Annotated in this window: 23 protein-coding genes and 1 tRNA gene; 6 read left to right on the plus strand and 18 right to left on the minus strand. The window is 70.5% G+C overall.

Annotated elements, in window-relative coordinates; translation table 11 throughout:
• Positions 1-95: 95 nt before the first annotated feature.
• The gene (locus PVE36_RS12105) at positions 96-545 is read right to left on the minus strand and encodes a PTS glucose transporter subunit IIA (RefSeq protein ID WP_277452683.1); all 450 of its coding nucleotides are present in this window, start codon (positions 543-545) and stop codon (positions 96-98) included.
• 5 nt (positions 546-550) lie between these two features.
• The gene (locus PVE36_RS12110) at positions 551-874 is read right to left on the minus strand and encodes a PTS glucose/sucrose transporter subunit IIB (protein ID WP_277452685.1); all 324 of its coding nucleotides are present in this window, start codon (positions 872-874) and stop codon (positions 551-553) included.
• Between the two features lie 52 nt (positions 875-926).
• Here PVE36_RS12110 and PVE36_RS12115 point away from each other — a divergent pair, with 52 nt between their 5' ends.
• The 3 genes from PVE36_RS12115 to nagA are packed head-to-tail and all read left to right on the plus strand — an operon-like array spanning position 927 to position 4,098.
• Positions 927-1,676 carry a GntR family transcriptional regulator gene (locus PVE36_RS12115; protein WP_277452687.1) on the plus strand — a complete coding sequence of 250 codons (750 nt, stop codon included), beginning with the start codon at positions 927-929 and terminating at the stop codon, positions 1,674-1,676.
• A gap of 17 nt (positions 1,677-1,693) precedes the next feature.
• Positions 1,694-2,938 carry a PTS transporter subunit EIIC gene (locus PVE36_RS12120; protein WP_277455828.1) on the plus strand — a complete coding sequence of 415 codons (1,245 nt, stop codon included), beginning with the start codon at positions 1,694-1,696 and terminating at the stop codon, positions 2,936-2,938.
• Positions 2,935-4,098, plus strand: a complete 1,164-nt coding sequence (nagA, locus tag PVE36_RS12125; RefSeq protein ID WP_277452688.1) for an N-acetylglucosamine-6-phosphate deacetylase — start codon at positions 2,935-2,937, stop codon at positions 4,096-4,098. The genes PVE36_RS12120 and nagA overlap by 4 nt, the downstream gene beginning before the upstream one ends.
• A 15-nt stretch (positions 4,099-4,113) precedes the next feature.
• On the opposite strand, the gene PVE36_RS12130 is transcribed toward nagA, so the two are convergent.
• From PVE36_RS12130 to PVE36_RS12145, 4 genes are all read right to left on the minus strand, one after another.
• Positions 4,114-4,674, minus strand: a complete 561-nt coding sequence (locus tag PVE36_RS12130; protein ID WP_277452690.1) for a TOPRIM nucleotidyl transferase/hydrolase domain-containing protein — start codon at positions 4,672-4,674, stop codon at positions 4,114-4,116.
• 31 nt (positions 4,675-4,705) lie between these two features.
• Positions 4,706-5,341 carry a hypothetical protein gene (locus tag PVE36_RS12135; protein ID WP_277452691.1) on the minus strand — a complete coding sequence of 212 codons (636 nt, stop codon included), beginning with the start codon at positions 5,339-5,341 and terminating at the stop codon, positions 4,706-4,708.
• Positions 5,338-6,246 (minus strand): hypothetical protein, encoded by a 909-nt coding sequence (locus PVE36_RS12140; protein WP_277452693.1) that lies wholly within the window; start codon positions 6,244-6,246, stop codon positions 5,338-5,340. Before PVE36_RS12140 ends, PVE36_RS12135 begins: the two co-directional genes overlap by 4 nt.
• A 115-nt stretch (positions 6,247-6,361) precedes the next feature.
• A tRNA-Gln gene (locus PVE36_RS12145) sits at positions 6,362-6,440 on the minus strand.
• Between the two features lie 70 nt (positions 6,441-6,510).
• Between PVE36_RS12145 and PVE36_RS12150 the strand changes: the two genes are divergently transcribed.
• Positions 6,511-7,152: a TetR/AcrR family transcriptional regulator gene (locus PVE36_RS12150; protein ID WP_277452694.1), complete on the plus strand. Its 642-nt coding sequence runs from the start codon at positions 6,511-6,513 to the stop codon at positions 7,150-7,152.
• Here PVE36_RS12150 and PVE36_RS12155 read toward each other — a convergent pair whose 3' ends face one another.
• Both PVE36_RS12155 and PVE36_RS12160 read right to left on the minus strand, forming a co-directional pair.
• Positions 7,153-7,512: a VOC family protein gene (locus PVE36_RS12155; protein ID WP_277452695.1), complete on the minus strand. Its 360-nt coding sequence runs from the start codon at positions 7,510-7,512 to the stop codon at positions 7,153-7,155.
• Positions 7,509-8,309, minus strand: coding sequence for a methyltransferase domain-containing protein (locus PVE36_RS12160; protein WP_277452696.1), 801 nt, complete (start codon positions 8,307-8,309; stop codon positions 7,509-7,511). The genes PVE36_RS12155 and PVE36_RS12160 overlap by 4 nt, the downstream gene beginning before the upstream one ends.
• A 114-nt stretch (positions 8,310-8,423) precedes the next feature.
• On the opposite strand from PVE36_RS12160, the gene PVE36_RS12165 reads away from it, so the two are divergent.
• Entirely contained in the window at positions 8,424-8,930 is a 507-nt protein-coding gene (locus tag PVE36_RS12165; RefSeq protein WP_277452697.1) for a MarR family transcriptional regulator, read from the plus strand.
• A gap of 1 nt (position 8,931) precedes the next feature.
• Here PVE36_RS12165 and PVE36_RS12170 read toward each other — a convergent pair whose 3' ends face one another.
• From PVE36_RS12170 to PVE36_RS12200, 7 genes are all read right to left on the minus strand, one after another.
• Complete coding sequence (locus tag PVE36_RS12170; RefSeq protein WP_277452699.1) at positions 8,932-10,740, minus strand: ABC-F family ATP-binding cassette domain-containing protein; 1,809 nt, start codon at positions 10,738-10,740, stop codon at positions 8,932-8,934.
• Positions 10,740-11,675, minus strand: coding sequence for a 4-(cytidine 5'-diphospho)-2-C-methyl-D-erythritol kinase (locus PVE36_RS12175; protein ID WP_277452701.1), 936 nt, complete (start codon positions 11,673-11,675; stop codon positions 10,740-10,742). Before PVE36_RS12175 ends, PVE36_RS12170 begins: the two co-directional genes overlap by 1 nt.
• Positions 11,672-12,565 carry a 16S rRNA (adenine(1518)-N(6)/adenine(1519)-N(6))-dimethyltransferase RsmA gene (gene rsmA / locus PVE36_RS12180; protein WP_277452702.1) on the minus strand — a complete coding sequence of 298 codons (894 nt, stop codon included), beginning with the start codon at positions 12,563-12,565 and terminating at the stop codon, positions 11,672-11,674. The genes PVE36_RS12175 and rsmA overlap by 4 nt, the downstream gene beginning before the upstream one ends.
• Positions 12,566-12,690: 125 nt before the next feature.
• Positions 12,691-13,902, minus strand: coding sequence for a resuscitation-promoting factor (locus PVE36_RS12185; RefSeq protein WP_277452704.1), 1,212 nt, complete (start codon positions 13,900-13,902; stop codon positions 12,691-12,693).
• Between the two features lie 175 nt (positions 13,903-14,077).
• Positions 14,078-14,953, minus strand: a complete 876-nt coding sequence (locus tag PVE36_RS12190; RefSeq protein WP_277452707.1) for a TatD family hydrolase — start codon at positions 14,951-14,953, stop codon at positions 14,078-14,080.
• Positions 14,953-16,752, minus strand: a complete 1,800-nt coding sequence (gene metG, locus PVE36_RS12195) for a methionine--tRNA ligase (RefSeq protein ID WP_277452709.1) — start codon at positions 16,750-16,752, stop codon at positions 14,953-14,955. Before metG ends, PVE36_RS12190 begins: the two co-directional genes overlap by 1 nt.
• Positions 16,753-16,892: 140 nt before the next feature.
• Positions 16,893-17,483 carry a hypothetical protein gene (locus tag PVE36_RS12200; protein WP_277452710.1) on the minus strand — a complete coding sequence of 197 codons (591 nt, stop codon included), beginning with the start codon at positions 17,481-17,483 and terminating at the stop codon, positions 16,893-16,895.
• Positions 17,484-17,757: 274 nt separating this feature from the next.
• Here PVE36_RS12200 and PVE36_RS12205 point away from each other — a divergent pair, with 274 nt between their 5' ends.
• Entirely contained in the window at positions 17,758-18,372 is a 615-nt protein-coding gene (locus PVE36_RS12205; protein WP_346780586.1) for a CPBP family intramembrane glutamic endopeptidase, read from the plus strand.
• A gap of 71 nt (positions 18,373-18,443) precedes the next feature.
• Here PVE36_RS12205 and PVE36_RS12210 read toward each other — a convergent pair whose 3' ends face one another.
• Genes PVE36_RS12210 through PVE36_RS12220 form a run of 3 tightly spaced genes read right to left on the minus strand, consistent with a single transcriptional unit; the run spans position 18,444 to position 21,893 of the window.
• The gene (locus tag PVE36_RS12210; RefSeq protein ID WP_277452711.1) at positions 18,444-19,187 is read right to left on the minus strand and encodes a succinate dehydrogenase/fumarate reductase iron-sulfur subunit; all 744 of its coding nucleotides are present in this window, start codon (positions 19,185-19,187) and stop codon (positions 18,444-18,446) included.
• Between the two features lie 2 nt (positions 19,188-19,189).
• Entirely contained in the window at positions 19,190-21,157 is a 1,968-nt protein-coding gene (locus PVE36_RS12215; RefSeq protein ID WP_277452712.1) for a fumarate reductase/succinate dehydrogenase flavoprotein subunit, read from the minus strand.
• Between the two features lie 19 nt (positions 21,158-21,176).
• Positions 21,177-21,893, minus strand: a complete 717-nt coding sequence (locus PVE36_RS12220) for a succinate dehydrogenase cytochrome b subunit (RefSeq protein ID WP_277452714.1) — start codon at positions 21,891-21,893, stop codon at positions 21,177-21,179.
• Positions 21,894-21,997 lie beyond the last annotated feature (104 nt).

A 21,997-nucleotide genomic window follows, 5' to 3' on the forward strand; every position in this document is an offset into this window, starting at 1 on the left:
GGGCGCGCCGGGCGCCCGAGTGGTGGTGGTGCACACCACTCTAGAAGCGAAAACCACACAAGTAAATAGATATGCAGTTGGTTTTATGTTGGAACTTACTCCGTGGTGAAGAGCACGTCTCCCCCGCCGACCTTCTCCGGCAGGGCCGAGAGGTCGAGCGAGTCGGCCGGGACGTCCAGCACCACGACGGGCACCTGGCGCGAGATCGCCTCTCCGGCAACCTCGTCCGGGAGCGCGGCAGGATCCCAGGTGACCATCGGATCGCCGGCGGTGACCCTCGCGCCCTGGGTGGCGTGCACCTCGAAGCCGCGCCCCTCGAGGCGCACGGTGTTGATCCCCAGGTGGACGAGGACCCCGGTCGCACCACCGGCGACGACGAAGGCGTGCGGGTGGACCTTCACGACCGTGCCTTCGATCGGTGAGGTCACGGTGGTCTCGCCGTCAGGTGGGTCGATGACGACGCCGGGCCCGACGAGCTGTCCGGCGAAGACCGGGTCGACGCAGTCGGTCACCGGCAGGACGCGGCCTGCGCAAGGTGCGAGCACGTCGCTCACATCAGGTCCTCGATGTCATCGGCCAGGTTGTCCGCCTCGGGACCGACGACGACCTGGACGACCTGGCCCTGGGCCATGACGCCGTGGGCGCCCGCGGCCTTGAGGGCGGACTGGTCGACCTTCGACCCGTCGTGCACCTCGGTCCGCAGCCGCGTGATGCACGGCTCGATCTCGATGATGTTGTCCGCCCCGCCGAGTGCGGCGAGTATCTGCTCCGCCTTGCTGGCCATGATGCTTCCTCTCGTTGGTGCCTCAGTGTCCGTCGGACCGGGTGTCCGTGGCCAGCACCCGGAAGTGCTTGACACCGTCCTCCCCGCCATGGATCCTCACTGGTACGGACCAGACCGTACCAACGAGGCGAGGTGAGCGGAAGTGTCCCGGGAGAGGCTCACCGGCGCCCGACCGAAGCACGCACAGCTGCGCGACCGGCTGGCCGACCACGCCGCCGGGCTCGGCCCGGAATCGGCGATCCCCTCCGAGCGCGAGTTGATGGCCACCTACGACGTCTCCCGCGCCACCGTGCGACGGGCCATCGAGGCCCTGATCGCCGACGGTCTGCTGCACCGCGTCCACGGGAAGGGCACCTTCGTCGCGCGCCCCCGGCTGGAGAGCCGGCTGCACCTGGCCAGCTTCAGCCAGGACATGCGTCGTCGTGGTCTCGAACCGTCCAGTCGTCTGCTCGGGCTGTCCCGGGAGGAGGCCCCCACCGAGGTCGCCGACTTCCTCGGTCCGGGCCCGGCGTGGCGCGTCGACCGTCTCCGTCTCGCGGACGGGCAGCCGATCGCCCTCGAGCACAGCTGGTACTCGGGCAGTCTGCTGCCGAACCTGGACGCCCACCCGCTCGGGGACTCGCTCTACGCGCTCCTCGCCGACCGGTACGGCATCGTCATCGACGCGGCCGAGCAGACCCTGTGGGGCGAGGTCGCCGACCTCCGGACCGCCGACCTCCTCGACGCCCCCGACCACACGCCTCTCCTCGTCTTCCGCCGCCTGTCCACCAGCCGGGGGCGACCGGTCGAGCACGTCGTGTCCCGCTACCGCGGCGACCGGTACCAGATCCACATGTCGTTGAGCCGGGACGACCTCCCAACGCCGGCGCCACAGGAAGGATCAACGCCGTGACCACAGCAGACGGCTCCATGGAGGTGCCGGGGGACAAGCCCGGCCGCAGGAAGATGAACCTCGCCCCACTGCAGAAGTTCGGTCGCAGCCTCATGCTGCCGATCGCCGCGCTGCCCGCGGCGGCCCTGCTGCTGCGGCTCGGCCAGCCGGACATGCTCGGCGCGGACGGTCTGGGATGGGAGCGCGTGGCGGCCGTCGTCGGAGCGGCCGGTGGCGCACTCTTCGACAATCTGCCACTCCTCTTCGCCGTCGGCATCGCGATCGGCATGGCCCGCAAGGCCGACGGCTCCACGGCACTGGCCGCGGTCGTCGGCTACCTGGTCTTCAAGGGTGTCGGCGACGCGATGTCGCCCACGGTCCTTGGTCAGGCCGCAGAGGGAGAGGAGCAGGCCCTGGTCAACTTCGGGGTCCTCGGCGGCATCGTCATGGGACTGGTCGCGGCGTGGCTGTGGCAGAGGTACCACCGGATCAAGCTGCCGTCCTACCTCGCCTTCTTCGGTGGGCGGCGGTTCGTGCCGATCATCACGGCCACGGTCGCCATCATCATCTCCGTCCCGATGAGCTTCCTCTACATCCCCTTCGACACCGGGCTCACCGCCGTCGGCGAGTGGGTGACGGAGAACTCGGTGCTCGGCGGTTTCGTCTACGGCACGCTCAACCGGTTGCTCATCCCGCTGGGTCTGCACCACGTGCTCAACAACCCGCCGTGGTTCCTCATCGGCTCCTTCACCACGCCGGACGGCAGCACGGTCACCGGCGACATCGAGCGCTTCCTCAGCGGCGACCCGACGGCCGGGGCCTTCATGACCGGCTTCTTCCCGATCATGATGTTCGCCCTCCCCGCGGCGGCCCTGGCGATCTACCACGAGGCTCGGCCGATGCAGAAGAAGGTCGTCGGCGGCATCATGTTCTCGGCGGCCCTGACGTCCTTCCTCACCGGTGTCACCGAGCCGCTGGAGTTCGCCTTCATGTTCGTCGCGTGGCCGCTCTACGTCATCCACGCGCTGCTCACCGGGTCGTCACTCGCGTTGACGAATGCGCTCGGCATCAAGGACGGGTTCGGCTTCTCGGCGGGCCTCTTCGACTACCTGCTGAACTACAACATCGCCACGCAGCCGCTCCTGATCATCCCCATCGGCCTCGCGTACGCCGTGGTCTACTACGTCCTCTTCCGGTTCGTCATCCGCAAGTGGAACCTCAAGACCCCCGGTCGCGAGGACGAGGACCAGGAGTCCATCGTCACGGCGGACGACAGCGCGTGATCCTCACCGCGGACCGCATCGTCACCCCGGGGCAGGTCCTTGCCCCGGGGTGGGTGCGCGTGGAGGGGGATCGCCTCGTCGATCTGGGCGAAGGGGGGTCCCCCGCACCTCCCCCGACGGGTCAGGAGCGAAGGCCGTCCACGGCCGCAGCGTCGAAGCCACGCCACCTGTCGGGGACCCTCGTCCCCGGCTTCGTCGACGTGCACTGCCACGGCGGTGGCGGCGCCTCGTTCACCGTCGGCGATCCGGCCGAGGCGCGGCGCGTGGCCGCGGCGCACCTGCGGCACGGCACGACGAGCCTCGTCGCCAGTCTGGTGACGGACGAGGGCGACGAGCTGGAGCGCGCGGTGCGGTCCCTCGGCGAGCTCGTGCGGGACGGACTGCTCGCCGGGATCCACCTCGAGGGGCCCTGGTTGTCCCGCGACTACTGCGGTGCCCACGAGCCGACACTGGTGCGGCCCCCTTCGCGCCGGGAGGTGGACCGGCTGCTTGCGGCGGGTGACGGGACCGTGCGGATGGTCACGGTGGCGCCAGAGCTCGACGGCGCGATCGACGCGGTGCGTCGCATCCGCGAGGCGGGGGTGGTCGTCGGGATCGGCCACACCGACGCGACGTGGGAGCAGGCGCGCGAGGCGATCGACGCGGGCGCCACCGTGGCCACGCACCTCTTCAACCAGATCCGCGGGCTGCACCACCGCCGGCCCGGACCGATCGCGGCCCTGCTCGAGGACGAGCGCGTGTGGATCGAGCTGATCTCCGACGGCGTCCACGTGCACCCGGCGATGCTGCGCCTGGCCCGCGCGGCCGCACCCGAGCGGATCATGCTCGTGACGGACGCGATGGGTGCTGCCGCAGCGGACGACGGTGACTACCACCTCGGGCCCATCCACGTGCAGGTGCGCGACGGGGTCGCCCGCACGCCCTCGGGCGCCATCGCGGGATCCACGCTGACCATGGCGGGAGCGGTGCGGCACAGCGTGGCCAGCGGCTTCACGCTCGAGCAGGCCGTGGACGCCGCCACCCGGGCTCCGGCAGCGGCGTTGGGCCTGACCGACGTCGGCGAGATCCGGGCGGGTGCGCGTGCTGACCTCGTCGTCCTCGACGACGATCTCGGGGTCACGGACGTGATGCGCGCCGGCGCCTGGGACACGCGCCGGTGACCTCGATCGCTGCGCTCACGCGCGATCGAGCACGGCCATGAGCGGTTCGGGCACCTCGTCGAGCTCCATGGCCTCGACGAAGAGCTCGGCGTACTTGGCCTTGCGTCCCGACTGCGCCGAGAGGAATCGTCGCAGCACCGCTCCGGTGGGTCGTCCACGGTGCTCCGGCATGTGCGCGAGACGACGCAGGGAGCGACCCTCCCCCGCCTTCTCGACCACCGCCACGGCATGCCCGACTCCGAGGGAGCGCACGAGCTCGTCCTCCAGGTCAACGATGCAGGCGTGGAAGCCGACCGCTGCCAAGGCGTCGATCTCACGCTCGCGCGTGACGCCAGCGGCTGCGAGCCCCACCCGCAGCTGCCGCTTCTCGCCGATGTCGTAGAGGCCGGCGAGGCGGACATCGAGTCCGCGCGGCCCGTACGTCGTCGCGAACGTGCGGACGTTGCCGATGCCGCCCATGGCGACGACCTCGACTCCCTCGCCCGCCAGGTCACGCCCCAGGCGCCGGGCGAGGGCGTGCAGGGCCGCCCGGTCACTGTTGCCCTCGACGAGGACGACTGCGTGCGGTGCGCTCACCGGACCATTTGGCGTCGCCCTGCCTCACGTGTCAATCGGTCGGTCCGGCGCGCTCGCCCGCCGCGAGTGCGAGTCCGGCGGCCCAGCCGGGGGCCCGCCCACCCGTTGGAGGGGACAGGCCGGCGAGGGGAACCCCAGAAACCCGGAGCAACCAGGAGACCAGCGAGTTCGAGTTCCACATGTCCTTCGTCGGCGGTACCTGCCGCCCCCAGGTCAGCGCGGGGACCTCGCGGGTGTGTCGAAGTAGTGATCGTGCGGTCCCTTCGTCGTCGGCGACGGTGACGGGGCCGCCCACGGCCCACTCCCGGTCCGGGAGGGTGCCGTCGCGCCAACACCGCACTTCGTAGCGGAAGAGGCTCGATCGGCCGAGCACTCGCAGCCCAACGGGACCGGTCACCACGACCCCTCGGTCCTCGTCCTTCGGCCCTGCCCATTGGGGAGCCATCTCGATGATGTAGCGGTGCCCGTCGGTCGATGCTTCCAGCGCGGCGTGGAAGAGCGGTTGCGGTGCCCTGTGCGCGCGACACGCGTCGACCAGCTCCCACCACCGGCTCGTGTGCCGGACGACATGCCCACCGGCACCGACCGGGAGCCACCACAGCACGACCGCCCCCGCTTCCCCGGCGCCACGGGCATCGGAGTGCGGGGCAGCGTGTGGGGCAGTCATTCGAACCAGGCCGTGTGTGTCAGCTGACGAGCGGTTGGGTGAGGGCGAAGCAAGGGCAGGAAGACCCACACGGCGAGGCCCGCGAAGAGGACGGCGACCACGCCGAACATGATTGCCTGACCGGGCACAGCGTGGGGGTCGTCGTTGATGACCATGGTGGCGCTCATCGCGGCCACGCTCGGGGGGACCACCGCGTACCACCCCATCAGCCCGTACAGGGCCGTGTGTGCGAGACGTGTGCCGCGGAGCAGTCCGAGGCCCGCCACCAAGGTCGCCGGTACGACGACTCCGAGATCGAGCAGGAAGATGGTCCAGAAGAAGGTGCGCGCGTCGGCGAACTCCGACGGCAACGCCCCGCCCAGGAGGACGGGCAGGTAACGCGTGATGATGAACGACCCGAGCAGCAGCAGGATCACTCCGGAGGCGCGCCGCCTGCGGTTGGTCAGCTGCGGCAATGACTGCCGAGATGCCAGGACCCACGCCCACACGCCGAGGGCACCGGACAGGGTGACGATGACGGTGTGGAAGAGGACCGTGCTGGTGTAACCGGCATACTCGGGGCCCAGGACGTACTGCACGAACATGTAGGCGCTGTAGGCCGCTGGCCCGAAACCAAGGAACGGTGCCGCAGCACCTCCTCGTAGCGCCACCAGACCGGCGATCAGGGTGAGCGGTACGACGAGGCCGAGGGTGACCACTTCCAGGCCGATGGTTTGGTTCAGCAGTGTCCCGCTGACCGGGTGCCGGATGATCTCGGTACCGAGCGGGCCGACAACCGTGTTCACGAGGAGCACGGCGGCGAGTGTGAACAGACCACACGCGAACATCCGAGGAGACCCGCTCGATGCGGCCCCGCCTGGCCGGGTCGCATGGTCGGAAGAGTCGAACGCGGTGTCTCGGGACATCAGGATGCCCTCCTCTGCCCCACCCTGCGGGGCATTGCCTTCACCTTGAGGCTACGTCCGTTCCACGGCCGCACCGACCGATCGGGGCGAGGCAGTTCGGCTCTGCTGACACCTGCTCCCCGGGTAGGAGTCGAACCTACGTCGCTTGTCCTGATTCAAAGTCAGGCGGGCCCTGCCGACAGACCAACCGGGGAACGCCGCCCATCGGCGGCACGGGACAGGGTAGTCCACGCGCGTGCAGCGCCGGTCACGGACAATGGGTCCATGACCGAACACGAGGACGTCGAGCGCCCACGGCGAGCACGCATGACGGGGGCGGCGCGACGCGAGCAGCTCGTGGCCGTGGGGCGTCGGACCTTCGCGGCGAAGGGGGTGGACGGCACCTCCGTCGAGGAGGTCGCCGCAGCGGCCGAGGTGTCCAAGCCGATCGTGTACGAGCACTTCGGCGGCAAGGAGGGGCTCTACGCCGTCGTCGTCGATCGTGAGCTGCGGGCGCTGACCGATGCGGTGACCGTCGCGCTGGTCCCGGACGGCAGCGAGCGCGTGACGCTGGAGCGGGCCGCACTCGCCCTCCTGGACTACATCGAGAGCTCACCCGACGGCTTCCGCATCCTCGTGCGGGACGTCTCCGGGACCGCGCCCACCGGCACCTACGCGTCACTGCTCTCCGACGTCGCCGCCCAGGTGTCGCACATGCTCTCCGACGCCTTCGAGCGTCGCTCGATCGCCACGACGCACGCACCCATGTACGCGCAGATGCTCGTCGGGATGCTCTCCCTCACCGGACAGTGGTGGCTCGAGACCCGCACCCCCGCCAAGGAGGAGGTGGCCGCCCACGTGGTCAACCTCGCGTGGAACGGCCTGGGCGGCCTCGAGACCGAGCCCGACCTGCGCACCCACCGCTAGTCAGGACTGCTGCAGCTCCACCCGGTTGCCCACCGGGTCGTCGGTGTGGAAGCGCCGGACACCGGGGATGGAGTCGTCCCACCAGACCTCGCCGCCGGCGGAGGTCACCCCCTTCGCCACCGCATCAACGTCCTCGACGAGGAAGCACGGGTGCGCCTTGCGCGCCGGCCGGAAGTCCGCCTCGACACCGCAGTGCAGCTGCCGGTCGCCCGCCTCGAACCACACGCCGCCACGGGCAGCGAGGACCGGCGGCTTGCGGATCTCGGGCATGCCGAGGAGGTCACCGTAGAAGCCACGCAGGTCGTCCTCGCTACCGGACGGGCAAGCGATCTGGACGTGGTGCAGACCGACGACGCTCACGGCTTGCGCCCGACGGCGAAGACCCGACGGAAGGGCAGCAGCACTCCGGCCGGGGTACGCGGGTAGGCCTTTTGGACCTTCTCGGCGTAGGTGGCGATGAACTCGTCGCGCTCCTCGCCCTCGTCGAGGACGTCGAGCATCGGCTTCAGGCCGGTCCCGCTCACCCAGTCCAGGACCGGGTTGTCGCTCCTGCCCTCCGGGTCGAGCACGTGCGTGTACGTCGTCTCCCACGCCTCGACGGCCAGGCCGTGCGCGCTGATTATCTGGAGGTAGGTCGCCGGCTCACCGGCGCCGTAGCGCGTGCTCGCCGCCTCCAGCTCGCCGCTGCGCGCGTGCGCGACCGCCGTCTCACGCATCAACGCGTGGGTCGGAGCGTCGAAGTTGCCCGGGACCTGCATCCCGAACCAGCCGCCGGGCGCGAGCGCCTCGAGCCAGCCCTCGATGAGGGGCAGGTGGCGCGGGACCCACTGCAGCGCAGCGTTGGTCACGATGACGTCCGGGGCCGCGCCGAGCTCGGTGATGTCCCAGTGGGCCAAATCCGCCTCGACCCACTCGACCCGTCCGTCGGTGTCGAGCTCGCGGGCGGCCGAGAGCATCTCCGGGCTGCTGTCGACCCCGACGACCCGGGCGTCGGGCCACCGCTGCGCGAGGGAGAGCGTCGTCGGCCCGTGACCGCAGCCGAGGTCGACGACGAGTCCGGGGTCCTCGGCACGCACCCTGGCCATCAGGTCCTCGAAGGGACGGGTCCGCTCGCTGGAGAACTGCCCGTACCGGCTCGGGTCCCACGTCACTGCCATGTTCGCCTCCTGAGGAATGGTGCCCGCGAGCCTAGCCGCCACCACCACACCCACGACGGGTGGTGGGCAACATACTTCGACGTCAAGATTCACGATGATGGGTACAGTTCAGGGATGAGCAGCCGCCACGACCCCGCGGACGACGTCGACGCCATCGTCGAGGCCTGGCACCGCGAGCGACCCGACCTGGACACCGAGCCGCTGCACGTCTTCTCGCGCGTCTCCCGGTTGGCGCGGCTCCTCGACCTCGACCGGATGAACGCCTTCGCCCAGCACTCGCTCGAGGGCTGGGAGTTCGACGTGCTCTCCGCCCTACGCCGCGCCGGCGACCCCTACCAGCTCTCCCCCGGTCGCCTCGTGCAGGAGACGCTCGTGACCTCCGGGACGATGACCAACCGCATCGACCGCCTGGCGACGAAGGGATGGGTCGCCCGCCTGCCCTCCCCGACCGACCGGCGCGGGGTCATCGTGCAGCTGACCCGCGAGGGCCAGGAGCGCGTCGACGCCGCGATGGCCGACCTCCTCACCCGCGAGCGCGAGCTGCTCGCCTCGATGCCGGCGGACGAGCGCCTCGCCCTCACCGGTGCCCTGCGCCGTCTGCTCGCGCCCTTCGAGGGCTGACTCAGCCGACGAGCTCGGCGGCCTCCAGCCACTCCAGCTCGAGCATCTCCTTCTCCTGGGCCAGCTCCCCGAGCGTGGCATTGAGCTCGGCCAGCCGCTCGTGGTCGTGCACGGCGTCGGCCATTTCGTGGTGCAGCCTCTCCTCGCGCTCGCTGAGCTTGGTCAGCTGCTTCTCCACGCGCGCCATGGCCTTGCGGGCCTCCCGCTGGGCGGCGGGGTCGACCTCCGGCTCCGCCGGTGCGGGCGAAGGGGGCGCTGCTCCCCCCTTCGCCGTGGTCACCGCAGGCATCTGCGCGCGCAGCCGGAGGTACTGCTCCACTCCCCCGGGCAGGTCGCGGATGCGGCCGTCGCCGAGGAGGGCGATCTGGCGGTCGGAGAGCCGCTCGAGGAGGTAGCGGTCGTGGCTGACGACGAGCAGGGTGCCGGCCCAGCCGTCGAGCACGTCCTCGAGCTGGGTCAGGGTCTCGATGTCCAGGTCGTTGGTCGGCTCGTCGAGGAGGAGGACGTTGGGCTCGTCCATGAGCAGCCGCAGGATCTGCAGGCGGCGCCGCTCACCACCGGAGAGCTCGCGGACCCGGGTCTGCTGGCGCCCGCCGGAGAAGCCGAGCCGCTTGGCCAGGTGGGAGGCGCTGACCTCCTTGTTGCCGAGCATCGTCACCTTGCGCACGTCCTCGACCGCCTCGATGACGGTGCGGTCGACGAAGCGCTCGAGCTCCCCGACCTCCTGGGTGAGGTGGCCGACGCGCACGGTCAGGCCCTGCTTGCGCTTGCCGGAGGTCAGCGGGATCTCCCCGGAGAGCACGCGCAGGAGGGTGGACTTGCCGGCGCCGTTGACACCGACGATCCCGATGCGGTCGCCCGGGCCGAGGTGCCACGTGATCCGGGAGAGCAGCTCGCGCTCGCCCAGCTGCAGGGAGGCGTCGAGCAGGTCGATGACGTCCTTGCCCAGCCGCGTCGTGGCGAAGCGGACGAGCTCGACCCCGTCGCGTGGCGGCGGCTCGTCCTCGATGAGGGCGTTGGCGGCGTCGATGCGGAACTTCGGCTTGCTGGTGCGCGCGGGTGGGCCGCGCCGCAGCCAGGCCAGCTCCTTGCGCAGCAGGTTGTTGCGTCGCTCGGCGGTGACCCGGGCGATGCGCTCGCGCTCGGCCTTGGCCAGCACGTAGGCCGCGTAGCCGCCCTCGTACTGCTCGACCCGTCCCTCGACGACCTCCCAGGTGCGCTCGGCCACCGCGTCGAGGAACCAGCGGTCGTGGGTGATCGTCGCGAGCGACCGGTCCGGCCGCGCCCAGCGGTTCACGAGGTGCTCGGCCAGCCAGGCGACGCCCTCGACGTCGAGGTGGTTGGTCGGCTCGTCGAGCAGCAGCACCTCGGGGTCGTCGACGAGGACCTTGGCCAGGGCGAGCCGCCGCCGCTCGCCCCCGGACATCGGGCCGATGCGGGCGTCGAGCCCGCCCAGGGCAGGCGCCTCGAGGCCGCCGAGGAGGCCGGTGAGGACATCGCGGATGCGCGCGTCGCCGGCCCACTCGTGCTCGGCCCGGCCGCCGAGGACGACCTGCGCGACGCTGGCCTCGGGGTCGAGGGTGTCGGCCTGCGTGAGCATGCCGACGCGGACGTGCCCGCCGAAGGTCACCCGCCCGTCGTCGACCTCGCGCTGGCCGGCGAGGACCTGGAGCAGGGTGGACTTGCCGCCACCGTTGCGGCCGACGATGCCGACCCGGTCGCCCTCACCGAGGCCGAGCGAGACGTCGTCGAGGATGTGTGCGGTGCCGAGCGTCAGGCGTGCGCGCTCGACGGAGATGAGGTTGGCCATCAGACTCGTGTCGTCGGGATGATGTGGGCGCCGGCCACCGGGCCGGTGGCGCGCAGGATGTCACCGGCCACGCCGGAGGCGGTCAGCGAGACCGCGAGGTCGATCGCGCCCTCCGTCGACTCGGCGAGGACCGCGACCGTCGGGCCGGAGCCGGAGACGATCGCGGCGAGCGCACCGAAGCCCATCGCGGCCTCGATGACCTCGCCGATGTCGGGACGCAGGTCGATCGCGTCGGGCTGCAGGTCGTTGTCCAGCACCGGCGCCAACGCCACCGGGTCGCCGGCGCGCAGGGCGCTCATCAGGGCGGCGCTCGGGGCCGGGTCCTCGATGGTCGTCCCGGCCCTCCGCTCGTCGAAGGCGCGGTAGACGGCCGGAGTGGACAGCCCCGTGTCGACGGACGGGACGAAGACCCAGTGGTAGGCCCCCTTCGCCAGCACGGCCGTGATCACCTCGCCGCGGCCGGAGCCGACGGCGGTGCCCCCGTGCAGGAGGAAGGGGACGTCGCTGCCGAGATCGGCCGCGACCTCCTCCAGCTGCTCCCTGGACAGGCCGGTCTCCCACAGCGCGTCGCAGGCGATCAGCGCCGCGGCGGCGTCGGCGGAGCCGCCGGCCATGCCCCCGGCCACGGGGATCTCCTTGCGGATCGACAGGTGGACGGGGTCCTGCCCGCCGGTGCGCTCCGCGAGCGCACGGGCGGCCTTGAGGGCGAGGTTGCTCTCGTCGGTCGGGACCCGGTCGGCGTCGCGCCCGGAGACCGAGCAGCCCCACTCGTCGGCGTAGGCGGCAGTGACCTCGTCGTGGATGCTGACGGCCTGGTACACGGTCGCCAGGGCGTGGTAGCCGTCCTCACCCCTCGGGCCGACGAAGAGCTCGAGGTTGATCTTCGCGGGAGCACGCACGGTCACGGCCATGGGCGTCTCGAGCGGAGAGGTCATGTCGTCACCCTAGCCATGAGCTCGGCGGCGATCCGGGCGAAGCCGGCGACGTCGACCTGCTCCCCGCGAGTGCGCGGGTCGATCCCCGCCGCGACGAGGGCCTCCTCGGCCACCTCGCCGGAGCCGGCGATACCGCGCAGGGCCGCCCGCAGCGTCTTGCGGCGCTGGGCGAAGGCGGCGTCGACGACGGCGAAGACCTGCTCGCGGGTGGCGCTCGTCTCCGGCGGCGCGTGCCGCACCAGCGAGACGAGGCCCGAGTCGACGTTGGGCACGGGCCAGAAGACGCTCCGCGGCACCTTGCCCGCCAGCCGCACCCGGGTCCACCAGGCGGCCTTGACGCTCGGAACTCCGTACACCTTGCTCCCGGGGGCGGCTGCGAGCCGCTCGGCCACCTCGAGCTGGACCATGACCAGCACGCGCTCGATCGACGGGAAGAGCTCGAGGAAGCGCAGCACGACCGGCACGGAGACGTTGTACGGCAGGTTGGCCACGAGCGCGGTCGGAGGCGGCCCCGGCAGCTCGGTCACGGTCATGGCGTCGCCGTGGACGACCTCGAGCCGCTCCGCCGCGTCCGGCGCGAACTGCGCGACCGTGTCCGGGAGCGCCCCGGCGAGGACCGGGTCGACCTCGACGGCGGTGACGCGGCCGGCGGTCTCCAGCAGCGCGAGCGTCAGCGAGCCCAGCCCGGGGCCGATCTCGACGACGTGGTCCTGACCGGTCACCTGACCGGCGCGCACGATCCGGCGGACGGTGTTGGCGTCGACGACGAAGTTCTGCCCCCACTGCTTCGTCGGCCGCACCCCGAGACGGTCGGCCAGCTCACGCACGGCGCCCGCCCCGAGCAGGCCACGACGCCCCCCTTCGCCGGGGGTGGTGGGGTCGGTGCTCATGGGGTGGACTCTATGCGTGCTCGGGAGGGCGTCGGGACAGGAGCGGACCCCCGGACCAGCGAGGTCCGGGGGTCGGGTGTGCGCCGCCCCTGAGGAGCTTGCGCAGCAAGCGTCTCGAAGGGGGGTCAGGCCGCGTGCGCGCAGCCCCACGGCTGCGTCCCACGGTCGGCGTAGACGCGGTTGGCCACGGTGATCTGCTCAGCGCGCGAGGCCAGGTCGGCGCGCTGCGCGAAGTCGCCTCCGCCGGCACCGAGCCAGGTCTGGATGTCGAACTGCAGACCGCCGTAGTAGCCGTTGCCGGTGTTGATCGACCAGTTGCCGGTCGACTCGCACTGGGCGATCCGGTCCCACATGGCGGCGCGCGACAGGTCGAGGCCGGCGCCGGACGAGCTGGAGGAGCTCGAGCTGCTGGAGGAGCTCGACGAGGACGAGCTCGTGCTGGAGGAGCTCGGCTCCGGGGCGGGCTCGGGCTCCGGGGCCGGCTCCGGCTTCGGCTCGGGCTTGTCCTTGGTGCCGACGACGACGATCTTCGCGACCGGCTTCGCGGTGACCTTGCTGTCGGTCTCCTTGGTGCGGACCACGTCACCGTTCTCGTAGGTGACCTTCAGGGTGAGGGTCTCGCTGCCGTTCTCGCCCTCGCGCTCGACCGTGCGCGTCCCCTCGAGGACCGAGGAGTCCTTCTTGATCCTCGTCTCGAAGGGGATCGACTGCTTCTTCGTCGTGGTCTTGCGCTCGATGCGGTCGAGCGTGACCGTCATGTCGTCCCTGAGGCGGGCGTCCGCGCCGGGCTTGAGCTTGTCGTCGGAGTCGAACGCGATGTCCGCCTCCTTCAGCGCCGCCTCGACGGTGCCCCCGGTGACGGTCTCCGTCGACTTCTTGCCCGCGACGACGAAGGTGACGCCCTTGGGGGTGTTGACCTTCAGCTCGAGCCCCTGGCGACCGATGGACTGGCTGCGCGAGGCGGACAGCTTCGCGTCCTCGCCACCGCGGATGCCCAGCTCCTTCAGCGCCTCGCCGACGGTGGTGGCGGTCGTCCAGTAGGTGCGCTCCTGGCCGTCGACGGTCAGGGTCAGCTTGCGGCCGTACCGGACGACGATCGTCTGGTCGTTCTCGACGGGGGTGTCCACCGAGGGCGTGACGACGTCGTGCTTCTTGATGTCGATGCCCTGCTTGTCGAGGACGTCACCCACGGTGCCGCCGAAGGCGTGCACGGTCGACTTCTCGCCGTCGACGGACAGTGCGACGGACTTGTCCATGGCGACGACGCCGGAGACGCCGAGCGCGAGGGTCCCGACGACGCCGGCCTGGGTGATGCGGCGGATGGCGAGTGAACTCACTGTGCTCCGATTGATAGCTCTTCCCGGGCTCCGGCGTGCTCGCACAGGATCCCCCCAGTGAGTGGCGGGTCCGGTGTCGGCGAGTACTTCAGGGGAACCGGTCCCGGCCAACGGCGCACCACAATGCCTGACAGGAAACGCTCAGGTCAATTTTTGGTAACGGACGCGACGCACGTCACCACGGTCCGTACACTCGCGCGGCGTTGTCGGAGACCGCCCGGCACATCGTCGGGACGTCCACTCCGCGGGCCTGCGCCATGCCACGGACGGTGTGCGGCAACAGGTACGGCGCGTTCGCGTTGCCCCGCTCGGGGGCCGGCGTGAGGTAGGGCGCATCGGTCTCGGCCAGCACCTGGTCCAGCGGTGCGATCGCGAGCGCCTCACGCAGGTCACGCGCACTCTTGAAGGTCACGGTGCCGGCGAAGGAGAGCAGGTAGCCGCGGTCGATGCACTCCCGCGCCATCGCGACGTCACCGCTGAAGCAGTGCAGCACGGTCACCTCGGGAGCACCCTCCTCGGCCAGGACGCGCAGCACGTCCTCGTGACTGTCCCTGTCGTGGATCTGCAGCGGCTTGCCGGTGCGCTTGGCCAGGTCGATGTGCCAGCGGAAGGACTCCTCCTGCACCGCGTGGCCCTCCGGCCCGGTGCGGAAGTGGTCGAGGCCGCTCTCCCCGATCGCGCGGATGCGCGGGTGCGCGGACAGCCGCTCGATCTCGTCCCACGCGGCCTGGAGCCGGCCGGCCTCGGCGAGCGCCGGGATCTCGTTGGGGTGCAACGCGATCGCGCCGAGCATGCCCGGGTGGCGGTCGACCTGGTCGACGGTGAAACGCGCGCCCTCGAGGTCGCAGCCGACCTGGACGACCCGGTCGACGCCGACCGACGCGGCCTCGGCCAGGGCCGCCGCCACGTCCTCGGTGGTGCGCTCGTCGGGAGCGTCGGGGGCGATGGCGTCGGGGACGTCCCGACGCCGGATGTCCAGGTGGGTGTGGTTGTCGACGACCGCGACGGGAAGGGGGTCGGGTCGCGCGGGCACGACGCCTCGCCCTCCCATCAGGCCTCCCCCGCCATGGCCGCGCGCTCGGTCGCGACAACGACCTCGGGGTCGAGCTTGGTGAAGACCGGCGTCGGCTTGGCGATCGCCGTCCCGGTCGTCACCGGGGTGCTCTCCCAGGCGGGGAAGCCGGTGTAGTCACCGGTGATGATCTCGTAGCCGGGCCCCCCGTCGAGGTCCTCCACCGCGTCGACACGCGGCATCGGCACGAGCTCGCCGGAGCCGCCGAGCACCGCGTGGACCCGGTTGGCCGCGTGCGGGAGGAACGGGGCGAGCAGCAGGTTGCAGTCGCTGACGCACTGGAGCAGCGTGTGCAGGACCGTCGCGAGCCGCTCGCGCTGGTCGTCGCCCTTCAGGCGGAAGGGCTCGGTGTCGGTGACGTACTTGTTGACGTCGCCGACGACGCGCATCGCCTCGGCCAGGGCCGCCTTCTGGCGGTGCCGTCCGAGCAGACCGCCGACCTCGTCGAAGGCGTCACGCACCCGGGCGAGGACGGCCTCGTCGACCTCCTCGAGCGGTCCCGGCTGCGGGATCTCGCCGAAGTTCTTGGCCACCATCGACGCCGTGCGGTTGACGAGGTTGCCCCAGCCGCCGACGAGCTCGGAGTTGTTGCGCTGGACGAAGTCCGGCCACGTGAAGTCCGCGTCGTGGTTCTCCGGGCCGGCCGCGCAGATGTAGTAGCGCAGGGCGTCCGGGCCGTAGTTCTCGAGCACGTGCCGCACGTGGATGACGTGACCCCGGCTGGAGGAGAAGGCCCTGCTCTCCATCGTGAGGAACTCGCTCGAGACGACCTCGGTCGGCAGGTTCAGCTCCCCGTACTCGCCGGGGGAACCCCCCTTCGTCCCCTTGCCGGCGTAGGCGAGCAGCTCCGCCGGCCAGATCTGGGAGTGGAAGGTGATGTTGTCCTTGCCCATGAAGTAGTAGGAGAGGGCCTCCGGATCGTTCCACCACTGGCGCCACAGGTCGGGGTCGCCCTGGCGGCGGGCCCACTCGATCGACGCCGACAGGTAGCCGATGACGGCGTCGAACCAGACGTAGAAGCGCTTCGTCGGGTACTTCTCCCCGAGGTCGCCGGGCAGCGGGATGCCCCAGTCGATGTCGCGGGTCATCGCCCGCGGGCGGATGTCGTCGAGGATGTTCAGGCTGAAGCGGATGACGTTGGGCCGCCACGTGCCCGTCGCCTCGCGGCCCTCGAGGTACACGCGCAGCGCGTCGGCCAGGGACGGCAGGTCGAGGAAGAAGTGCTCGGTCTCGCCGAACTGCGGGGTGGAGCCGTCGATCTTGCTGCGCGGGTCCACCAGGTCGCTCGGCTCGAGCTGGTTGCCGCAGTTGTCGCACTGGTCGCCGCGGGCCTCGTCGTACCCGCAGATCGGGCAGGTGCCCTCGATGTAGCGGTCCGGCAGCGTCCGGCCCGTGCGCGGGTCGATCGCGACCTGCTGCGTCTGCTCGATGAAGTAGCCGTTCGCCCGGCACTGCTCGAACATGTGCTGGGCCACCCGGTAGTGGTTGCGTGCCGTGGTGCGCGTGTAGAGGTCGTACGAGCAGCCCAGGTCGGACAGCTCGTGGGCGATCGTCGAGTGGTGGACGTCGACGAGCTCGCGCGCGGTGGTTCCCTGCTTGTCGGCGAGCACGAGGATCGGGGTGCCGTGCTCGTCCGACCCGCTGACCATGAGCACGTCGTGGCCGGCCATGCGCATGTAGCGGCTGAAGACGTCCGAGGGCACCCCGAAGCCGGCGACGTGACCGAGGTGGCGGGGACCGTTGGCATACGGCCAGGCGACGGAGGAGAGAACCTTCATGGTTGCTCATCCTAGGTTCCCAGCCCATACCCACGCCCCGCGACCTCGCGCGAGCCCGGGCAGGCGCAACAGGGGACGGACCGGACACCCCGCAAGAGCCCAAGCAGGTGCGAAGGGGGCGGCCGCCCAGCGGGAGCCGGTCACCCCTGCGGGATGAAGGCGGTGATGATGCGGCGGCCGACGCCGCGCACGAAGGCCTCGCGCTCACCCTCCGGACGCAGGAGCGCGGCATTGAGCACGCCCTCCATCGCGGCGATGATCGCCTGCGCCGCGGTCGGGACGTCGTCGACCCCGGCGAGGGTGAGGATCTGGCCCACGATGCCCTCGATGCGCGCCCGGGCCGGCTCCATCGCCGCGGCGATCTCCGGCTCGCGCGCCACCTCCCGGGCGAGCTCGGCCTTGGCGATCAGGGCGTCGGGTTCGCGCAACCAGCCGGCGAAGACGTCCAGGGCGTTCTCGATGAGCGCCTCGTCGTCCTCCCCCGCCTGCTGCTGACCGGCCAGGACCTCGACGCTGTCGATGAGACCGGCCGCGATGAACTCCGTCAGGGCGGTCACGAGCGCCATGCGGGTGCGCAGGTAGCCCGAGGTGCTTCCCTGGGGCAGCCCTGCCTCGGCGTCGACGGCGCGGTGCGTCAGGCCGCGCATGCCCCGTGCGGCCACGACCCGCGTCGCGGCCTCGAGGATCCGCTGCATCCTCGGCGACAGGCCGGAGTTCTCCTTCGCGCTCATTGCGGTCACGGTACCCGTCACGCGGGCGCCCCTCCCCCCTTCGCCCGTCCCCCGGCTGCGGGGCCGTCCGCCGCACGCGCCGGCATCCCTAGAGTGGGGACATGCTGGCAGCCACCGAGAGCGCGGAGCCCTCCGGGCACCTCTCCCCCGGACCGCGCTGACCGAGTCGGTCCTCGTCCTCGGCGTCTCGCTCGGGGCCTCGGCCCTGTGGTCGGCGCTGTCGCTCGCCCGCAAGTTCACCGAGCAGGAGTCGCTCTCGGGCCAGGTGACGGCGATGAACCAGTCGGTCACTCCGGACCGTCCGTGGCTCGACCTGACCCACCAGCTCGTCGGGATCGGGCTCGCGCTGGTCCCCGTCGTCCTGGCCCTGCACCTGCTCGCCCGTCAGCACCCCCACCCCGGCCGGCTCATCGGGCTCGACCGGGACGCCCCCCTGCGCGACCTCGGCCAGGGCCTCGCGCTCGCCGCCGTGATCGGCATCCCCGGCCTCGGCCTCTACCTCGGCGCCCGTGCCCTCGACCTGAACACCACGGTCGCCGCGGCCGACCTGACGACCGTGTGGTGGACCATCCCCGTGCTCGTCCTCGCCGCCGGCCAGAACGCCGTGCTCGAGGAGGTCATCATGCTCGGTTACCTCTTCACCCGGTGGCGCGAGGCCGGCTGGTCGCCCGTCACCATCGTCGTCGTCAGCGCCCTCGTCCGCGGCAGCTACCACCTCTACCAAGGCCTGGGTGGCTTCGTCGGCAACGTCGCCATGGGGCTGCTGCTGGGCGCGGTCTACCTCAGGGTCCGCCGCACCGCGCCGATGATCATCGCCCACTGGGTCATCGACGTCGTGGCCTTCGTCGGCTACGCGTTGCTCGTCACCCGCGTCGGCTGGCTCGGCTGACCCTCCCGGAGGAGACGGCGAAGGGCCCGCACCGAGTCGGTGCGGGCCCTTCGCTGCGGGTCGTGCGTCGCTCAGCGGCTCCGACCGGCGGCCTTGCGCAGGTCCGCGTTGAGCGTGCTGATGACGTCCAGCGGGATCTCCTTCGGGCAGGCGTTCGAGCACTCACCGATGTTGGTGCAGCCGCCGAAGCCCTGCAGGTCGTGCTCGTCCAGCATCTTGACCACGCGGGCGTCGCGCTCGGGCTGGCCCTGCGGCAGCTCACCCAGGTGGGTGACCTTGGCGCCGAGGAAGAGCATGCCCGAGGCGTTCGGGCAGGCCGCGACGCAGGCACCGCAGCCGATGCACTTGGCGGAGTCGAAGGCGCGGTCGGCCGCTTCCTTCGGCACGGGCACCGAGTGCGCCTCCGGGGCGGCGCCGGTGTTGACCGAGACGTAGCCACCGGCCTGGATGATCCGGTCGAATGAGGTGCGGTCGACGACCAGGTCACGGATGACCGGGAAGGCGTTGGCCCGCCACGGCTCGATCGTGATCGTCTCGCCGCTGGTGAACGAGCGCATGTGCAGCTGGCACGTGGTCGTCCGCTCGGGCCCGTGGGCCTCACCGGAGATCATCAGCCCGCACATGCCGCAGATGCCCTCGCGGCAGTCGCTGTCGAAGGCGATCGGCTCGGTGCCCTCGTTGATGAGTCGCTCGTTGAGGACATCGAGCATCTCGAGGAAGGACATGTCCGGGGAGACGTCGGTGACCTCGTAGGTGGCGAAGTCGCCCTTCGCGGTGGGTCCGGCCTGTCGCCAGATCTTCAGGGTCAGTTCCATGCTCACTTGTAGCTCCGCTGCTTCAGCTCGATGAACTTGTAGTTCAGGTCTTCCTTGTGCAGGACGGGGGCGCCGTCCTCTCCGCCGAAGCCCCAGGCCGCGACGTAGGCGAACTCGTCGTCGTGACGCAGTGCCTCACCGTCCTCCGTCACCGACTCGGCCCGGAAGTGGCCGCCGCAGGACTCGCGGCGGTGGAGGGCGTCGATGCACATCAGCTCGCCCAGCTCGAAGAAGTCGGCGACGCGGCCGGCCTTCTCCAGGCTCTGGTTGAGGGTGTCCGCGGCGCCCAGGACACGGACGTTGCGCCAGAACTCGTCCTTGAGGGAGCGGATGAGGTCGATGGCCTTGCGCAGGCCCTCGTCCGTGCGCTCCATGCCGCAGTACTCCCACATGATGTTGCCGAGCTCGCGGTGGAAGGAGTCGACGCTGCGCTCACCGTTGATGGAGAGCAGCGCGTCGATGCGCTCGGTGACCGAGTTCTTCGCCGCGACGACCGCCGGGTGATCCTCGGAGATCTTCTCGAAGGGCGCCTTGGCCAGGTAGTCGCGGACGGTGTTCGGCAGGACGAAGTACCCGTCGGCCAGACACTGCATCAGCGAGGACGCGCCGAGGCGGTTGGCGCCGTGGTCGGAGAAGTTGGACTCACCGATGGAGTACAGCCCCTTCACGGACGTCTGCAGGTCGTAGTCGACCCACAGGCCACCCATCGTGTAGTGCACCGCCGGGTAGATGCGCATCGGCACCTGGTACGGGTCCTCACCGGTGATCCGGCTGTACATGTCGAAGAGGTTGCCGTACTTGGCCTCGATCGCCGGGCGGCCCAGGCGCTCGATCGCCGAGGCGAAGTCGAGGTAGACGCCGCGCCGGAAGTCGCCGACCTTGGGGCCGACGCCGCGGCCCTCGTCGCACATGTTCTTCGCCTGCCGGGAGGCGATGTCGCGGGGCACGAGGTTGCCGAAGGCGGGGTAGATCCGCTCCAGGTAGTAGTCGCGGTCCTCCTCCGGGATCTCGCGCGGGTCCTTCTCGCAGTCCTCGGCGTTCTTCGGCACCCAGATCCGGCCGTCGTTGCGCAGCGACTCCGACATCAGGGTCAGCTTCGACTGGTGGTCGCCGCTGACGGGGATGCACGTCGGGTGGATCTGCGTGTAGCACGGATTGGCGAAGTAGGCGCCCTTGCGGTGGGCGCGCCAGGCCGCCGTGACGTTGCAGCCCATGGCGTTGGTCGAGAGGAAGAAGACGTTGCCGTAGCCACCGCTGGCCAGCACGACGACGTCGGCCAGGTGCGTCTCGATCTCACCGGTGACCATGTCGCGCGCGATGATCCCGCGAGCGACGTCGTCGACGATGATGACCTCGAGCATCTCGTGGCGGCTGTACTCCGTCACCGTGCCCTTGGCGACCTGGCGCTCCATGGCCTGGTAGGCGCCGATGAGCAGCTGCTGACCGGTCTGGCCGGCGGCGTAGAAGGTGCGCGCGACCTGGACGCCACCGAAGGATCGGTTGTCCAGCAGACCGCCGTAGTCGCGGGCGAAGGGCACGCCCTGGGCCACGGCCTGGTCGATGATGTTCGCGCTGACCTCGGACAGGCGGTAGACGTTGCTCTCGCGGCTGCGGTAGTCGCCGCCCTTGACCGTGTCGTAGAAGAGGCGGTAGGTCGAGTCGCCGTCGTCGTTGTAGTTCTTCGCGGCGTTGATGCCACCCTGCGCGGCGATCGAGTGCGCGCGACGGGCGCTGTCCTGGTAGAAGAAGCTCTTGACGTTGTAGCCGGCCTCTCCCATCGTCGCGGCCGCGGACGCCCCCGCCAGGCCGGTGCCGACGATGATCACGTCGAGCTTGCGGCGGTTGTTCGGGTTGACCAGGGCGCTGTCGAACTGGTGCTTGGTCCACATCTGCTCGATGGGGACGTCCGGCGCCTTCGTGTCGGCGATCGGGTCGCCCACGGTGAAGTACTCGCTGAGCGTGTCAGTCATGTGTGTCAGTGCTCCAGAATCAGGCGATGAGGTTGAAGAAGATCGCGAACGGCGGGATGAGGAAGCCGACGACGATGACGATCCCCACGATCGCCCCGAGCGTCTTGGCCCGCTTGCGCGAGGCTGCGGTGCTCGTCATGCCCATCGTCTGGGCCGCGCTCCAGACACCGTGGTAGAGGTGCATGCCCAGGGCGATCATGGCCAGTGCGTAGATGAGGACCATCCACCACAGCTCGAAGCTCGCCTGGACCATCACGAAGGGGGACTCCTTGACCGCCGCGGCGGACACCGAGTCGTTGATGGCCGGCTTGACCAGCGTGAAGTGGATCAGGTGCCAGATGACGAAGATCAGGATGGCCAGCCCGCCCCAGCGCATCGTGCGGGAGGCGAGGGTGGACCCGAGGTTCTTCTTCACCGCGTACTTCTGCGGGCGGGCGGACCCGGCCATGGCCCACAGCTTCATCCCGGCGTATACGTGCGCGATGATCGACGCGATCAGCGCGACGCGCACGATCCACAGCATCCCGCCGTACGGGAGCATCGGCTCCCCGAACGTGCGCAGATGGTGTGCGTACGTGTCGAACGTCTCCTGGCCACCCAGTGCCATGAGGTTGCCGTACATGTGCAGGAGCACGTACAGGAGGAAGATGACGCCGGAGCCCGCCATGAGGAATTTCAGCCCGATGGTGGACGACGTCACCCCCTTCTTCTTCGCGGGGAGAGTCGTAGTAGCCACGGGGTCAAGGTACCCCCTCGTGACCGGCGGCACCGGGGTGCCCCCGCAGTTCGGAATGTGACATTAGCCCGGTTACCGTGACGTAATAGACAACACATTTGTCG

It is taken from the genome of Janibacter sp. DB-40 (genome assembly GCF_029510815.1).
Taxonomy (GTDB): Bacteria; Actinomycetota; Actinomycetes; order Actinomycetales; family Dermatophilaceae; genus Janibacter.

Coding starts and splice junctions, on each gene's coding strand:
- PVE36_RS12200 (WP_277452710.1), bottom strand. CDS start 17,483: ATGAGCGCGAAGGAGAACTCCGGCCTGTCGCCGAGGATGCAGCGGATC.
- PVE36_RS12135 (WP_277452691.1), bottom strand. CDS start 5,341: ATGACTGCCCCACACGCTGCCCCGCACTCCGATGCCCGTGGCGCCGGG.
- PVE36_RS12110 (WP_277452685.1), bottom strand. CDS start 874: ATGGCGGGGAGGACGGTGTCAAGCACTTCCGGGTGCTGGCCACGGACA.
- PVE36_RS12210 (WP_277452711.1), bottom strand. CDS start 19,187: ATGGAACTGACCCTGAAGATCTGGCGACAGGCCGGACCCACCGCGAAG.
- PVE36_RS12175 (WP_277452701.1), bottom strand. CDS start 11,675: ATGACCTCTCCGCTCGAGACGCCCATGGCCGTGACCGTGCGTGCTCCC.
- PVE36_RS12165 (WP_277452697.1), top strand. CDS start 8,424: ATGAGCAGCCGCCACGACCCCGCGGACGACGTCGACGCCATCGTCGAG.
- PVE36_RS12140 (WP_277452693.1), bottom strand. CDS start 6,246: ATGTCCCGAGACACCGCGTTCGACTCTTCCGACCATGCGACCCGGCCA.
- rsmA (WP_277452702.1), bottom strand. CDS start 12,565: ATGAGCACCGACCCCACCACCCCCGGCGAAGGGGGGCGTCGTGGCCTG.
- PVE36_RS12205 (WP_346780586.1), top strand. CDS start 17,758: ATGAACCAGTCGGTCACTCCGGACCGTCCGTGGCTCGACCTGACCCAC.
- PVE36_RS12215 (WP_277452712.1), bottom strand. CDS start 21,157: ATGACTGACACGCTCAGCGAGTACTTCACCGTGGGCGACCCGATCGCC.
- PVE36_RS12190 (WP_277452707.1), bottom strand. CDS start 14,953: ATGGGAGGGCGAGGCGTCGTGCCCGCGCGACCCGACCCCCTTCCCGTC.
- PVE36_RS12150 (WP_277452694.1), top strand. CDS start 6,511: ATGACCGAACACGAGGACGTCGAGCGCCCACGGCGAGCACGCATGACG.
- PVE36_RS12170 (WP_277452699.1), bottom strand. CDS start 10,740: ATGGCCAACCTCATCTCCGTCGAGCGCGCACGCCTGACGCTCGGCACC.
- PVE36_RS12120 (WP_277455828.1), top strand. CDS start 1,694: ATGGAGGTGCCGGGGGACAAGCCCGGCCGCAGGAAGATGAACCTCGCC.
- metG (WP_277452709.1), bottom strand. CDS start 16,752: ATGAAGGTTCTCTCCTCCGTCGCCTGGCCGTATGCCAACGGTCCCCGC.
- PVE36_RS12160 (WP_277452696.1), bottom strand. CDS start 8,309: ATGGCAGTGACGTGGGACCCGAGCCGGTACGGGCAGTTCTCCAGCGAG.